This is a genomic window from Pseudoalteromonas sp. MMG022, assembly GCF_021654245.1.
Taxonomy (GTDB): Bacteria; Pseudomonadota; Gammaproteobacteria; order Enterobacterales; family Alteromonadaceae; genus Pseudoalteromonas; species Pseudoalteromonas amylolytica.
On record NZ_JAKFZQ010000029.1, the window covers coordinates 1 to 14,330 of the forward strand.

Genomic DNA, 14,330 nt, shown 5'->3' on the forward strand with positions numbered 1-14,330 from the left:
AAGTTACTTTTGATGTAAATTTCGGGAGTCTATTTATTTCTCTAGCTTTTAAAGTTTTTATTTTTGGAGAAATAAAAAGTTGTAGCCAATTTTTTGACTAAGAATAGAAAAGAGGTGTTCAGGTTAAAAACGCAAGTCTCTGTCATCCTAACGAGTAGTTTAATCAAGCTAATAATTCCCTTTAATTAGTTATATACTTTTTATCAGTTTGTTTCTTATTGTTCAACAGTTATTTTCATTTTTTACCTTTCGCTAATGACCCCCCAAACATTTCTAGCTATTGGTGGTTGCATTTTTGTTTATTTTGTTTTTTCAAACACTTACTTTTTGTGGCTACAGCTTGATAAAGATAACATGTTCAGTGACCTAAAGTGACAGCGCTAAGTGAGCAGTCGTATTATCATTGTTATTTTTATAAAAACAGTTCTCGGTTATTCTGCGTAGGTCAAACGCGCTGAGTATAAAATTATTTATAACCTGTACCTATGACCATTTCAATGAGTGGTAGGCACTATGTGTTGTTTAAAATGCCGATGGAATATGAAAGGGCGGACTAATAAAGTTATAAAAATTATTTTTGTTAAAGCGCTGAACTCACCACTTGAATAGTGAGGGGCACTATCACTCTCTTTGAAACCTAATTTCAGTTCTTTAGTTTATGAGGGGCTATTCTCTTAATACTCTGTGTATTTTCTTGTGTTATGCTGTAATTTATTCTTAATTAATAATTGCTTAGTATTTGTATATGTCGTTGTATAAAGTGTTTTTCAGTCTCTGCTTATCATTGATTTTTACTGTCTCTTTACCTGCAAAATCAGCGCAATCCATAACACCTGTGACAATTGTTCAAACTATAAAAGATGGGGTAGGTAAGTATGATGGGTTGGACAACCCCAGACAAATCAAATTATCGAAAGATAGAAACACAGCTTATGTGCTAAGCGGAGACGATAATGCGTTGTCGGTATTTAACATTAACCACAAGCAAGCGCTATCACAAAGTTACCTTGTTAAAAGTAACAAACAAGCGGGTATTTACTTAGAAGGCGCTTCGAGCTTAGCGGTGTTGGATGATAGTAACCGTTTGGCTGTGGTCAGTTTTTATAATGGCGCACTCACATTATTTGCGCAAAATGACATCCAGCCATTAACACCTTTAACAGTGATCAGCGACCACTTAGCGCCAACGCTAGTTTTTAAAAGTACAGACTCCTTGGCAGACAAAGATAACTTTGGTTTATTGGGTGCGTGGGATATAGCAAAAAGCCGCGATGAAAACAGTTGTTTGTTGCCAGTTACAAAAGTGACGCGATAGCGATTTTTAACATCACCAGTGATGGGGTTAAGTTCGCCCATAAAGTGCATAAGTTGGCAAAACAACCAAAGGGGTTGGGCAATCCCGTTGGCATTGCTGTGTCAAATGCAAACGATAGGGTGTTTATACTTGGATATGAGGGAAATATTCTCATCGTCTACCATAAAGACACGCATGGTCAGCTGACATTCAAACAGCAGCTGGAAAACACGCCAACACAACCAAGGTTGTTCAATAAACCGCAAAAGTTACTGTTATCGGCAGATGCAAAAATGGTCTATGTTGCCAATTCCGCGGGGTCATCAATTTCAGTTTTTTCTCTTAAAAATGATGCGTATACCTTTATTCAATCGGTCTTTCATGAAGACTTAAATGGAGCTGGCAGCTTATTGCTGTCTCACGATGGTAAACGACTCTATGCAGCAGGTGAGCAAGATACTGGTTTTGTCCAGTTTAATGTTGAGCCGGATGGCTCGTTGCACTTTGCAAACCGTTATAATTCAAAAGAGCAGACTATTCACAGCGTTTCTTCAATGGTGGAACTGTTGAACGATAAGTTACTGGTAATGGTTTCAGCCAAGGCAGATGCGCTACATGTTGTTGAGTTGCCAAAGCAATGACGCCACAAGTTAGCAGTTTTACACACCCTTGATATTGTACAGCAGCGACGTTGGTAAAATTGGTTAAACGACTCAATTAAGCGTCGTTCAACGTATTACACTGTATATTGTAAGCAAAAAATGGTATTGAGCTTGTATTAATAATAATAAAAAACCAGATACCTATTACACTAAATGGGTTGCCTTTTTCCCGTTACCAATGGAGTTTGTCATGAAAAAAGCGAGCTTAGTAAGCTTAGCCGTACTTTTTGCCCTTGCTGGGTGCTCATCAGAAAGTGCCCAAACTAGTTCCGGTTCAACTGTCGCCCAAAGCACAACTGAAGTTGCCAACACATTGAGCACCGATGCGGTTAACGAAGTAGTGGACCAATACACAAAAACTTTCATCACTCATCAACCTGCTTTAGCAACATCGCTAAAACTTTCACCTGAGCAATATGGTGAATATGCCTCTAGATTACCTAATTACTCTTTAGCGGGTATGCAAGCGCTACAAATTGACATGAACAAGGCGGCAAAGCAGTTAAAACAATTGCAGAGTCTACCGCTGAATGAAGATGAAATGTTGCATGTGAAAGTGAATGAGGTATTGGCGAGATATTATGCCGGTCACAGTCAATTCTCAGCTGGCTATATTGACACGTGGGGTGGCCATTTACCATATATCATTAATCAGTTGTCTGGCCCGTTAGTGGATCTTCCTAATATCCTCAAAGATCAGCATGGGGTTGAATCAGAGCAAGATGCTAAAGATTATATAGCCCGACTCGATGCCTTTGCTAAAGTGGTAGAACAAGTGCGCTCAAAAGCGAATGCTGATGCAAAAAAAGGAGTTATTTTACCTAAACCTTTGTTTGCGAATACGTTAGGTTATTTAAACAACTTTACCGCACTGGATGCGCCAAAGCACCCACTGGTAGTGTCGTTTGCTGACAAGTTGGATGCAGTTGCAGAGCTGTCCCAAGAAGCTAAGCTGGCTTTGGTCGAACAAGCAACGGCTATTGTGAACGACAAAATTTACCCAGCATTTGCGAGAGTGACCGAGGATATGCTGGTGCTAGAGAGTAAAGCGCCCGAAAAGGTAGGGATCTGGGCACAGCCAAACGGCGAGGCCTATTATCAACACGCGATTACCTATCTTGCTGATTCTGACATGAGCGCTGAGCAAATCCACAATGTTGGTTTACAAGAAGTTGAGCGTATTACACAACGTATGGATGAGATCCTAAAAGCCAATGGCTACAATGAAGGTTCTGTTGGCGATAGAATGAAGCAGCTTAATGAAGAAGCGCGCTTTTTATATGAAGACAGTGATGAAGGGCGTGAAAAGTTGCTGACCTTCTTACGTGGTGAAATTGAAACCATTAACAAAAGAGCACCTGAGTTATTTTCTACGCTACCACCGCAAAAAGTGGAAGTAAAACGTATTCCAAAAGCCGTTGAAGCAGGTGCACCAGGTGGTTACTACAACGGTCCATCACTCGATGGTAGTCGTCCTGGGATATTTGCAATTAACTTAAAAGATATGAAAGCTGTGCCGAGTTTTGCAATGAAAACTTTGACCTACCATGAGGCGGTTCCTGGGCATCATTTTCAAATTGCGTTGAATATGTTGCAAACGGATATTGGTCTGATGCGTCAAAATGCGTCATTCAATGGCTACATTGAAGGCTGGGCACTGTACTCAGAGCTGGTTGCCTATGAAATGGGCATGTATGAAAATGACCCATTTGGCGATTTAGGCCGCTTGCAAGCAGAAGTATACCGCGCTGCACGTTTGGTTGTGGATACGGGACTACATCATAAAAAATGGACACGTCAGCAGGCCATAGAATACTTTGCTGAGGCTACGGGCACCGCTATGAGTGACGTGACTGCAGCGATTGATCGCTATATAGCATGGCCGGGACAAGCATTGGGCTATAAATTGGGTATGTTAAAGCTCGTTGAATTGCGTAGCATGGCTAAAGATGCACTAGGCGATAAATTTGATATAAAAGCGTTCCATGATCTAATTTTGCTAAAGGGTGCGCGTCCACTCGCACTGGTTGAAGAAGATGTTAAACGCTGGATTGAGAAGCAAAAACAAGCTTAATTGCGGCGTTTCACCAATTTTATATTAGGGGGCGCAAGCCCCCTTTGTTGTGTATTGAATCAAGGAAATAAACATGAATCGTTTTGTATTTATGGCAGCGACGATGCTTGCAGCTAGCGTTCACGCTAATGTAGCTGATACCAGTGTGAAAACCGCCGAGTATGCAGTTAATAATTACCATCAAGCGCAGATCCATACGCTTGCTAATCTGGTGTCGTTTCCTACGGTAAATAAAGATGGCATAGAAACTCCTGACAACCCAGACTTTATCGGGTTTAAACAACTGCTTAAGATGAAAGCTGCACAGCTTGGTTTGGACTATCAAGACGAAGGCCATACGGTACTGATTGGCTTGGGCAAGCAAGCGCAAAAGGTTACGGTCGTAACGCACGGAGATGTACAGCCTGCGGACCCTAAAAAATGGCAAAAAAGTCCATTTCACTTAGATTCAACAACGGAGCCTGGCAAGCTGATAGCGCGTGGGACTGAAGATGATAAGGGTCCGATAGCAACCGCGCTTTACGCAATGAAAGCAATTAAAGATCAAGGTGTTGAGCTTAACAATCGCATAGAACTAATGATCTATTTGGCCGAAGAGTCAGACTGGGAACCGCTAAAAGCATTCATGAAAAGCTATGAGCAGCCAAAGTATGCCATAACCATTGATGCCAGTTACCCCGTTGTGGTTGCCGAAAAAGGTTGGAGCTTGGTCGAACCCACATTTAGAGGTGAATCGGCACGTACGGGCGTATATGTAAGTGAGTTGACTGGCGGCGCATTTAAGAGCCAGATCCCTGAAGACGCAAGCGTAATCGTGCATAATGCACCGGCGGCACTTATCGAGCAGTTGCAGGCACAGGCCGAATCTTTGAGCGAGGTTAAAGTGTCTTTTACACCACAAACTCAGGGTGTCAAGGTGACTGTCAAAGGTATATCAGCCCACTCGTCTGAGCCTGAAGCGGGTGTTAACGCAATTGCTCACCTTGCTCAATTGTTCAGTGGCGTGAACCTCGAAGCGAACGCAGATGGTCAGGCTGTCACCTTTATCAATCAGCTTATTGGGACTGGCTTGTATGGCCAACAATTTGGTGAAATAGCTTATAGCCACGAGTTTATGGGTCCCATGACGGTTGCACCGACACTGCTGACACGTCAAGGCAATGACATTGTCTTATCTGTTAATTTACGTCGACCGGTGGGCAAGCAAGCGCAATTGCTGAAGCAGCAAATTAACCAAGCCATTGATAATTGGCAGCAAACCAACCAAGTGACGTTGCACAATGTTGAGGTTGAGTTAGGTGAACCTATGCTATTGGACAACGCGCCACATGCTCAAAAACTGTTGGATATCTTTAAACACTATACCAACGATCAGAGTGCGAGTTTTGTGTCAATCGGTGGGGGGACTAATGCTAAGTTATTTGACAATGCAGTCAGTTTTGGCCCATCCATGCCTGGTAAAAAGTATACCGGCCACTCTGAACATGAATATATCACTGTAGATCAGCTTGAACTGAATTTACGTATGTATACAGCAATGATGATTGAACTGGGTAACATGTAAAGTTTATCAGTAAGTTATGAATGCGGCAGCACGATTGTCGCATTCATATGTCGCTTTTACGAGGCATATATGGAATTTAAAATACGTAAAGCAAAGCACAGCGATATTGCACAAATAAGCGCGCTGATTGAGGAATCAGCGCGTAAGTTGGCATGCGAGAAGTATAGCAAAGCACAGATTGAAGGCGCGCTAAAAAATGCATGGGGAGTAGACTCTCAACTTATTATTGATTGCACCTACTTTGTTGTGGAATGTGGCCAGATATTGGTTGCATGTGGCGGCTGGAGTTACCGAAAAACGCTATTTGGCACCGATAAGGAACAAAATAGAAGCGCAGAAGTGCTAAACCCAGAGTTTGATGCTGCTAAGATCAGGGCATTTTTTGTTAAACCCGACTTCGCTCGCAAAGGCATAGCTTCCATGATTATGAGCGCTTGTGAAAGTGAAGTAAAAGCAAGAGGGTTTCGTGCTCTGGAGTTGATGGCGACATTACCGGGTATACCGTTATACAAGCGCCATGGATTTGTTACCGGTGGCGAGATTACTTACCCGCTGGACAATGGTGAAAGTATTCAGTTTGTACCAATGAGAAAAAAATTAGTAAGTAACTCAATAGACTAGGGGAGTTCACTCCCTTTTCCCTCACATACTTATGCATTCGATTAGCACATTACAAGAATTTCAGATGATGGTGTGTCTCATTATCTCAAAATGAATAACAACCAAGCTCGTCTCAATATGTTTACCTAAATTTTTAACCTTCTTTTATAACAACATGGGCTATTTAAACTCAAAAGTAGCATCTTAATTGTTGCTATTTGTGCACTTATTTGGGGTGTTTTTAGAGGTGGTAATAAAGTGCTAAATAACTATCTTTGTAACCTAAGATAGTGAAAAATTATTATTTTTCTTGTTGTTTTCAAAGTGTTTTCTACAGTCAATCAGTAGGTTATGAAAAAATTCATAAAGCGTGTAATAACGTGTAATTGTTTTGTTGAACATTCTAGTTACACTATTTTTACTTTAAAACGCTGTTTATTCGTAACCACATGGATGAGCGATTCTTGCTGGAAGGACCTTGTGATTGATTTAGCCTTACGTTTTGTCGAGCAACAACTTAACCAAACATTACGAACAAAGTTTGCCCTCGATAGTGACATCGTGATTATGAACCATTTGGTCGAGTCAAATGGTACACCGCCGCTTGCCAATCAAAACAAATTGGTTATCACGTTAATCAATTTGGAACATGAAACGAATAAACAGTTTTATGGCGGTCAGCAAGCCGTGCAATCCAAGCAGATCAAGCAGCTACAGCCAACAACACGATTCAACTTGGATATATTATTGACGGCTCATTTTGACTCATACAATGAAGCGTTGAAATTTTTAAGCGCCTCAGTCGCTTTCTTCCAAGCCTACCCCACTTTGACGAAAAAAGATTTTCCGAATATGCCGTCGGATTTGGTTCAACTGCAGTTTGAAATTGAAAACTCGCCTTATACGCAAACGCATAATTTATGGAGTGCGTTGGGGGCGAAATATCAACCATCGATCATCTATAAAATACGTCATGTGGCGGTGCAGTCATTGCAAGTGACTGGCAGTGTGGGTGCTGTAACGGATGTAGCTAGTGAGGCATCACTGTAATGTTTACGCTTTTTCGTCTAACTCTTGAGCACAGCTATTTTGCTGATAATCAATGGCGAAATGCACAACTTCAGGCGTCTCCTTCGACCCAGCACTGGTTGAACCGTTATCAAATGTCATTGCACCAAGAAGACTCCTCGTGGTGTTTGTATGGCAACCAAAACACCTCTAAAGATGACTTTTTGCACTACTTGAGCCACAACCAAGAGGTAGCGGCACTGGAGTTTTGGATATTGCAGCCGCTGAGCGAGTTTGTAACTTTTACTGATTTGCCAATGGATTGGAAAGGCATACTGCTACTTGACAGTAGCAAAACAGCCCCCTCATCTGATGGACAAGAGGCGGTTTTATTGACCAGTAGCGCATCACAAGGCGCTTTGCAAGGGGGCTTTGTCAAGCAGGCCATCGCAAAGGTTGTTTTCAATATTAGTGATTTAATGCGTACTGAGCACTATCGCTTAAGCTTATTGGCACGTTCAACTCAGTGGGTATATCACTTTATCCAGCGCGGACAGACGCGCTTATCTCATCCGCAGTTAATCGACAAGCTAAATGAGGTTTCATTTTCAAAACCCCATGCATATACCACTCAAGACGGAGAGGTTGCTTGGCTCAGTGACAGCAAAGAGTTCAACTTGCCCTTGAAGCAAGTGCCAGAGCCTCGTTTTGAACTGGTCGATACTCAACATTTAGACAAGGTAGGCGAACACTATATTAAACGTACTGTGATCAGTGCGTTACCTGCGCCAAGGTGCGACCAATTGTTCCTAGGAACACAGCAAGACTTTAATGAGATGAGCTCGATGCGCGTGCAGTCTCATATGTATGTTTATTTCTAGGTTGCTTAGCCATTGAGTGACACTAGTATCAAGCTCAATGGCTTGATTAGGGTTAATCCATCTGACGGGTTTTACTCAAAAAAATGGCATGTGAAATACCGTAAAACAACTAGTCGATACAGTGGTGACTCACGCCTAGCTGTAACGACAAAGCAGGGTTTTCACTTCACTTTACAGGTCGAAGGAAAACGAAATTAGTCAAATAGGAACAAAAGGCAAACGATGCTATGGTAACTTCCAACATTAAAACACCCGGCGTGTACATTGATGAAGTCAATGCCTTCCCCAACTCAGTGGTCCCCGTTGCAACGGCGGTACCAGCGTTCATTGGTTATACACCAACGGCTGAGTATCAGGGCAAGTCTTACTTCAACAAGGCACAAAAAATTACCTCTTTCGCTGAGTTTCAGTCTATTTATATGAACGGTAATCCGCCACCACCGGCAGATCCAGCCACCCAGTATAGCCCTGAATATTACTTAGTAGAGCAAAAAGATAAGCCAACTACTGGCGACTACATGATGATCGGCGGCAGTTATTATTCGATAGTGCCAGACCCAAATAGCATTTATTACCTGTACAACAGTGTGCGTTTGTTTTATCAAAATGGTGGGGGAGACGCATACATTGTGTCAGTGGGCACTTATGGTGCGGCTTCAGGTAAGCCGGGCGATGTGGGCGCGCAGATTGTTAACCCCAATGTTAAGTTGAGCGACTTAAAAAGTGGCCTTGACCTGTTGCAATACGAGCAGGAGCCAACAATTTATATCTGCCCAGAGGCGACGCTATTATCGGTTGCAGATAACGGTACTTTGATGCAGGAAATGCTGTTGCAAGCGGGTTCTATGCAAACGGCTGTATGCATGTTTGATGTTATTGGTGGTAATACGCCCGACCCAATCACCTACACCAACGACATAGAAACCTTTAGAAACAATACTGGTTCAAACAGCTTGAACTACGGCGTTGCGTATTACCCGTTTATTGGCACCACTATTATGCAATCGTCGGAGATTAACTACACCAACTTGTTCGGTGGTGATGTTAAACAGTTAGAGCCTCTGTTGAACCCTGCATCTGCGCCAAATCCTACAGCTTCAAAAATCATTTCTATGATAGAAGCGAATGATGGTTCGATGACCACCTCACAACTCAATGCCGCGCTATTAAACGCATCTCAAACTTATTCTCAAATCGTTAATCATGTTTTGAGCGACGCCAATTTGTTGCCGCCAAGTGGTGGTATGGCCGGTGTTTACACCGTTAATGACAATGTTAAAGGTGTCTGGGGCGCGCCTGCAAATACCAGTATTGTTGGTGCATCTTCATTGCCTATTCGTTTGAATGATACGCAGCAGGCAGGTCTGAATGTTGATGCGGTGTCTGGTAAATCAATCAACGCGATCCGCTTTTTCAACGGACAGGGCATTTTGGTGTGGGGGGCACGTACGCTAGACGGTAACTCACAAGATTGGCGCTATGTGTCAGTGCGCCGCACCATGACCTTCTTGGAGCAATCTTGCAAATTGGCCGCGCGTGCATACGTGTTTGCGGCAAATGATGCCAACACTTGGGGTGCGGTTAAGAGTGAAATCGGCAGTTTCTTAATGAGTATCTGGAAAGAAGGTGGCCTGCAAGGCGCCAAAGCGTCAGACGCGTTTCAGGTTGAGTGTGGTTTAGGTACCACCATGACCAGCGACGATATTCTCAACGGGTTTATGAAAGTATCGGTAAAAGTTGCGATTGTTCACCCAGCCGAATTTATTGTGATCTCATTCGAACAGGAAATGGCTAAGTCAGGCTAACACGCAGCGCTGAGGAAGTTATGTTTAACCAATTTATAGAAAAATATAAGGGGAAATACCATGGCAGATGACGGCAGCAAAGAAGGCAGCACGTGGCCAATGCCCAAGTTCCGTTTCGAGGTTGACCTTGGAACGGAACTGCAAAAAGTGGCTTTTCAGGAAGTCTCAGGGATGGACAAAGAAGTTCAGGTGATCGAGTACCGTCACAGTAACAGCACGTTGTTCTCCACAATCAAAATGCCGGGAATTGCTAAGTACGGCAATATCACCATGAAGCGTGGCATTTTTGTTAACGATAACAATTTCTGGAAATGGATGGATGAGATTGAAATGAACACCATTAAGCGTCGCACGGTGTTAATCAAATTGCTCGATCAGGATGGCAAAACCACCATGCAATGGCAGCTTAACAATGCTTGGCCGACCAAAATCACTGGTACGGATCTGAAGTCGGATGGTAATGAAGTGGCCGTTGATACGTTAGAAATAGCGCATGAACAGTTGATTGTGACCAATGGATCATAATCTACAAACTAGCTTTTACTTCAGCGTTTCAATCTCAGGGATGGGCAGCAGTGATGCTGCTTTTCAGGAAGTACTGGGATTGAGCAAAGAGCTTGGGAGCGAGGATGTGGTGTGTGGTGGAGAAAACCGTTTTAAATACCGTTTACCCACCATGACAACCTTCTCAAACCTTGTGCTCAAGCGGGGCGTCACCACGGATGAGTCGTCATTAATCGCTTGGGTAAAAGACACGTTGGACGATGGCTTAGCGAATCCCATTCAAACCAAAGATATTAAAGTTCGGCTATTGGATGAGAAGGGCAATGTCAGTATGCAGTGGGATTTTATCGCAGCCTACCCTGTGAAATGGTCAGCGAGCGACCTGAAGTCGCAAGATGGCGAGGTTTTTATAGAAACCCTCGAGTTTTCCTACCGATATTTTGAAGTTGAAGACAGTCGCTCACCACAGATGGACTTGTACGCGTAGTTTGGATTAGGTCTCACTTTACTAGAGGAGTCAGAGCATGGCCGTTGAAATCAGAGAGTTGGTGATAAAAACCGCCATCCAAAGTCACCAAGAAACACCGGGGCATGAACTTACAGAGCAACAAGTACAGCAGCTTAAACAGCAAATTGTACAAGAATGTGTGAAGCAGCTTGGCCTTAAACAAAGGCAAAAAATATTCGAGCGCTAAGGCATAGATTAAGCACGGAGATAGTGGCGTGGGTAGTTTAAAGAAAATGCGCATAGTCGCATACAGCGATGAAAAATTTACTTCTAAGGTGGATGAGTATGTGGTCATGCTCAACCCTGAGCAAATTAAGCTAGACCGAAGTATTAACTATAATGAAGAGCAAGCCCCCGACTCGGGAAAGCTGTCTTCTAAATATCGTTCCACGCCTGGCGAAAAGTTGAGTTTTGATTTAGTGGTGGATTGCACGGGGGTGGTTGACTCAACACGAACCGACTTACCCACTGAATTAAATCAATTACAGAAAGTGGTGTACACCTACAATGGCGATATACATCGGCCCAACTACGTTACAGTGTATTGGGGGCAGGGGTTGTCGTTTCAGGGGGTACTGACTGCATTTGATACGAATTATACCTTTTTCAAACCAGATGGCACCGCATTACGTGCCAAGGTTTCATTGCGCTTTACTTCTTATCTAGACCCATCTACCGCGGCCAAAGAAGAAGATAAAAAATCACCTGATCTGACGCACCGCATCGCGGTGGTAGAGGGAGACAGTTTGCCACAAATCAGTCAGCAGATTTATCAAGATCCTGACCTATACGTGCAACTTGGTGCATTTAATCAATTGAATAAGCTAAGAAATATAAAAGCGGGTAGTGTGTTAAGCGCACCGCCATTGCGCAGTCAGGGTGAGCAAGCATGAGTAATAACAGTAACGGTGGCGTAGCCACGCTGGAAATTAAATCGCAAGGCTCAACCATTCCAGATACGGTGCAGGTACACAGTGTGGTGATCAGACAGGATATCAATCGAATCGCCAGCGCCACCATAGAAATATTAGACGGAAATCCTTCAGAAGAAGGCTTTGCCGTGAGCAGTTCGAGCACCTTCGTACCGGGCAATGAAATCAGCATTGCTATGGGTTATGACGGAACCAACAGCACCGTATTTACAGGTATTGTGACCAAACAAATGGTGCAGGTTAACCCAGGTAGCGGGCCTTTATTGAATGTTGAGTGTCGCGACAAAGCAATAAAAATGACCGTTGGGAGAAAAAATTCGGCCTATCAGAATACAAAAGACAGTGATGTTATCAGCACGCTGATTGGTCAGTATAGCCTCAGCGCCGATGTGTCGAGTACTTCCGTTGAGCTACCTGAGTTAGTGCAATATTACACCTCAGATTGGGATTTTTTGCTCAGTCGAGCTGAGGTAAACAGTATGGTGGTCAGTACAATCAATTCTAAGGTGTCGGTATTTTCGCCAACGGATGATACCAGCTCTGTAATGACGGTGACTTACGGTGAAGACCTTTACCATATTAATGCTCAGCTCAACAGTGTAACTCAGTTAAGTGAAGTAAAATCAAGTGCTTGGGATGCTAAATCACAAGCCATAATTTCGGCGACGGCGAGTAACTCGCTTGCCGGTCCTGGTAATTTAAGCAGTAAAAAACTCGCTGAAGTGGTCGGGTTATCTGAGTTTGAGTTGCAAACTACCGCAGCGGTCAGTAGCGATAACCTGACGCAATGGGCCAAAGGACAAATGCTCAAAAGTGAGCTGTCAAAAATTATGGGCGATGCCCGTTTTCAAGGCAACGCAAAAGCCCAGGTGGGCAAATATATCACCATTGCGGGCATGGGAGATCGCTTCAATGGGGAGCATTTCATTTCCAGTGTTGAACATGACTTTTCCGATGGTAACTGGTTTACCACGGTAGAACTGGGGTTATCGCCTGTGTGGTTTGTCCAAGAGCATGATGTTACCGCTCCCGAGGCCGCAGGACTTTTACCAGGAATAGGTGGGTTATATAACGGCACGGTAAAAAAAATAGATGAAGACCCTGACAATGCGTATCGAATTTTAGTCGACTTACCGCTTTATAACGATGAAGGCAAAGGCGTATGGGCCAGACTAACCAACTTTTATTCCAGCAGTGGCTGCGGTGCATTCTTTTTGCCTGAAATTGGCGATGAAGTAATTGTGGGTTTTCTCAATCAGGACCCACGTTTTCCCATTATTGTTGGTAGTGTCTACAGTGAAAATCGCAAACCATACAGTGAGTTGACCCCCGACTCTGACAACAGCAAAAAAGCCATCGTGACCAAAAGCAACTTGCGGATCATTTTTGATGATAAAGAAAGCATTCTCACCATCACCACAGATGCCAACAATACTATTGTACTGGATGACAAAAATAAACAGATCAAGATATCCGATCAGAGCGAAAACAGCATCCTAATGAGCGAATCCGGCATTGATATGAAAAGCCCAAAAAGCATCAATATTCAGGCCGACCAGTCGGTCAATATCAAAGGTGCGATGGGGGTAAATGTGCAGGCTGAGTCTGGTGATGTGAAAGTATCTGGGCTTAATGTAAACGCTGAAGCGGACGTACAGCTCAGTGCCAAAGGATCAGCGTCAGCGCAAGTCGAAGGGGGCGCAGAGCTTACACTCAAAGGCGCCATAGTGATGATTAATTAATAGGAAAACATTATGCCTCCAGCAGCCAGACTAACAGATTTTCATGAATGTCCGATGGTTACGCCGGGTGTACCACCTGTGCCTCATGTGGGTGGGCCAATCACGGGGCCTGGGTGTCCAACCGTGCTGATTGGTAAGCTACCAGCAGCCAGAGTCGGAGACATGTTGGTGTGCGTGGGCCCACCAGATAGCATTATCAAAGGTTCGGCAACCGTATTGATTGGCGGTATGCCAGCGGCGCGCATTGGCGATAACACCGCGCATGGTGGCTCGATTGTACTGGGTGATTTTACCGTGATGATAGGCGGGTAATTTATGGCAGAGAAATCGACATCCGCACAGCAGAGTCAGTTTTTAGGGCGTGGCTGGCAGTTTCCACCAACCTTTTCCAGTGTCTCTAATCAGGTTGCGATGAACGAAGGTGAAATAAACATCAATCAGTCGATAGACTTAATTTTGCAAACCCGGCGTGGGGAGCGCAGCCTGTTGCCGTATTACGGCAGTCAGCTCAGCAGTTTCTTGTTTCGTGCTCAAGATGCCACCCTCAAGGAAGAAATTGCAAAGTCGGTGCGTTATACCTTGCTCAATGATGAACCTCGGATCTCAGTAGAGGATGTGGTTGTCAGTTATACCACAGGCACAGACTCAAAAGTGGTGATCAGTATTGTATACACCATCAAACAAACTAACACCCGCCATAACCACGTATTCCCTTTCTCAATTTTGGAAGGCACCAACTTGGCAGTGAGGGCATAA

The 14,330-nt window shown here is 43.8% G+C and carries 15 protein-coding genes; all 15 read left to right on the forward strand.

Annotated elements, in window-relative coordinates:
* Positions 1–745: 745 nt before the first annotated feature.
* The 15 genes from L1070_RS18800 to L1070_RS18870 all read left to right on the forward strand — a co-directional run bounded on the left by L1070_RS18800 (position 746) and on the right by L1070_RS18870 (position 14,330).
* Positions 746–1,315, forward strand: coding sequence for a hypothetical protein (locus L1070_RS18800; RefSeq protein ID WP_237126698.1), 570 nt, complete (start codon positions 746–748; stop codon positions 1,313–1,315).
* A complete protein-coding gene (locus tag L1070_RS18805) occupies positions 1,282–1,935 on the forward strand; it encodes a beta-propeller fold lactonase family protein (RefSeq protein ID WP_237126699.1) in 654 nt (217 codons plus the stop codon). Before L1070_RS18800 ends, L1070_RS18805 begins: the two co-directional genes overlap by 34 nt.
* Before the next feature lie 211 nt (positions 1,936–2,146).
* On the forward strand, positions 2,147–4,030 hold the full coding sequence (locus L1070_RS18810; RefSeq protein WP_237126700.1) for a DUF885 domain-containing protein: 1,884 nt from the start codon (positions 2,147–2,149) through the stop codon (positions 4,028–4,030).
* Between the two features lie 103 nt (positions 4,031–4,133).
* A complete protein-coding gene (locus tag L1070_RS18815; protein WP_237126726.1) occupies positions 4,134–5,594 on the forward strand; it encodes a dipeptidase in 1,461 nt (486 codons plus the stop codon).
* Between the two features lie 69 nt (positions 5,595–5,663).
* Positions 5,664–6,215 (forward strand): GNAT family N-acetyltransferase, encoded by a 552-nt coding sequence (locus L1070_RS18820; protein ID WP_237126701.1) that lies wholly within the window; start codon positions 5,664–5,666, stop codon positions 6,213–6,215.
* Between the two features lie 459 nt (positions 6,216–6,674).
* The gene (locus L1070_RS18825; protein WP_237126702.1) at positions 6,675–7,244 is read left to right on the forward strand and encodes a Pvc16 family protein; all 570 of its coding nucleotides are present in this window, start codon (positions 6,675–6,677) and stop codon (positions 7,242–7,244) included.
* Positions 7,244–8,083: a hypothetical protein gene (locus tag L1070_RS18830; protein ID WP_237126703.1), complete on the forward strand. Its 840-nt coding sequence runs from the start codon at positions 7,244–7,246 to the stop codon at positions 8,081–8,083. The genes L1070_RS18825 and L1070_RS18830 overlap by 1 nt, the downstream gene beginning before the upstream one ends.
* Before the next feature lie 227 nt (positions 8,084–8,310).
* Positions 8,311–9,888: a phage tail sheath C-terminal domain-containing protein gene (locus L1070_RS18835; protein WP_070986052.1), complete on the forward strand. Its 1,578-nt coding sequence runs from the start codon at positions 8,311–8,313 to the stop codon at positions 9,886–9,888.
* A gap of 60 nt (positions 9,889–9,948) precedes the next feature.
* Positions 9,949–10,413 carry a phage tail protein gene (locus L1070_RS18840; RefSeq protein WP_070986053.1) on the forward strand — a complete coding sequence of 155 codons (465 nt, stop codon included), beginning with the start codon at positions 9,949–9,951 and terminating at the stop codon, positions 10,411–10,413.
* A complete protein-coding gene (locus L1070_RS18845; RefSeq protein ID WP_237126704.1) occupies positions 10,403–10,879 on the forward strand; it encodes a phage tail protein in 477 nt (158 codons plus the stop codon). Before L1070_RS18840 ends, L1070_RS18845 begins: the two co-directional genes overlap by 11 nt.
* A gap of 37 nt (positions 10,880–10,916) precedes the next feature.
* Positions 10,917–11,087 carry a DUF5908 family protein gene (locus tag L1070_RS18850; protein ID WP_170829154.1) on the forward strand — a complete coding sequence of 57 codons (171 nt, stop codon included), beginning with the start codon at positions 10,917–10,919 and terminating at the stop codon, positions 11,085–11,087.
* Between the two features lie 28 nt (positions 11,088–11,115).
* Positions 11,116–11,793 carry a hypothetical protein gene (locus tag L1070_RS18855; protein ID WP_237126705.1) on the forward strand — a complete coding sequence of 226 codons (678 nt, stop codon included), beginning with the start codon at positions 11,116–11,118 and terminating at the stop codon, positions 11,791–11,793.
* Positions 11,790–13,574 (forward strand): type VI secretion system tip protein VgrG, encoded by a 1,785-nt coding sequence (gene vgrG, locus L1070_RS18860; RefSeq protein ID WP_237126706.1) that lies wholly within the window; start codon positions 11,790–11,792, stop codon positions 13,572–13,574. The genes L1070_RS18855 and vgrG overlap by 4 nt, the downstream gene beginning before the upstream one ends.
* Positions 13,575–13,586: 12 nt before the next feature.
* Complete coding sequence (locus L1070_RS18865; protein ID WP_237126707.1) at positions 13,587–13,886, forward strand: PAAR domain-containing protein; 300 nt, start codon at positions 13,587–13,589, stop codon at positions 13,884–13,886.
* Positions 13,887–13,889: 3 nt separating this feature from the next.
* Positions 13,890–14,330: a GPW/gp25 family protein gene (locus tag L1070_RS18870; RefSeq protein ID WP_237126708.1), complete on the forward strand. Its 441-nt coding sequence runs from the start codon at positions 13,890–13,892 to the stop codon at positions 14,328–14,330.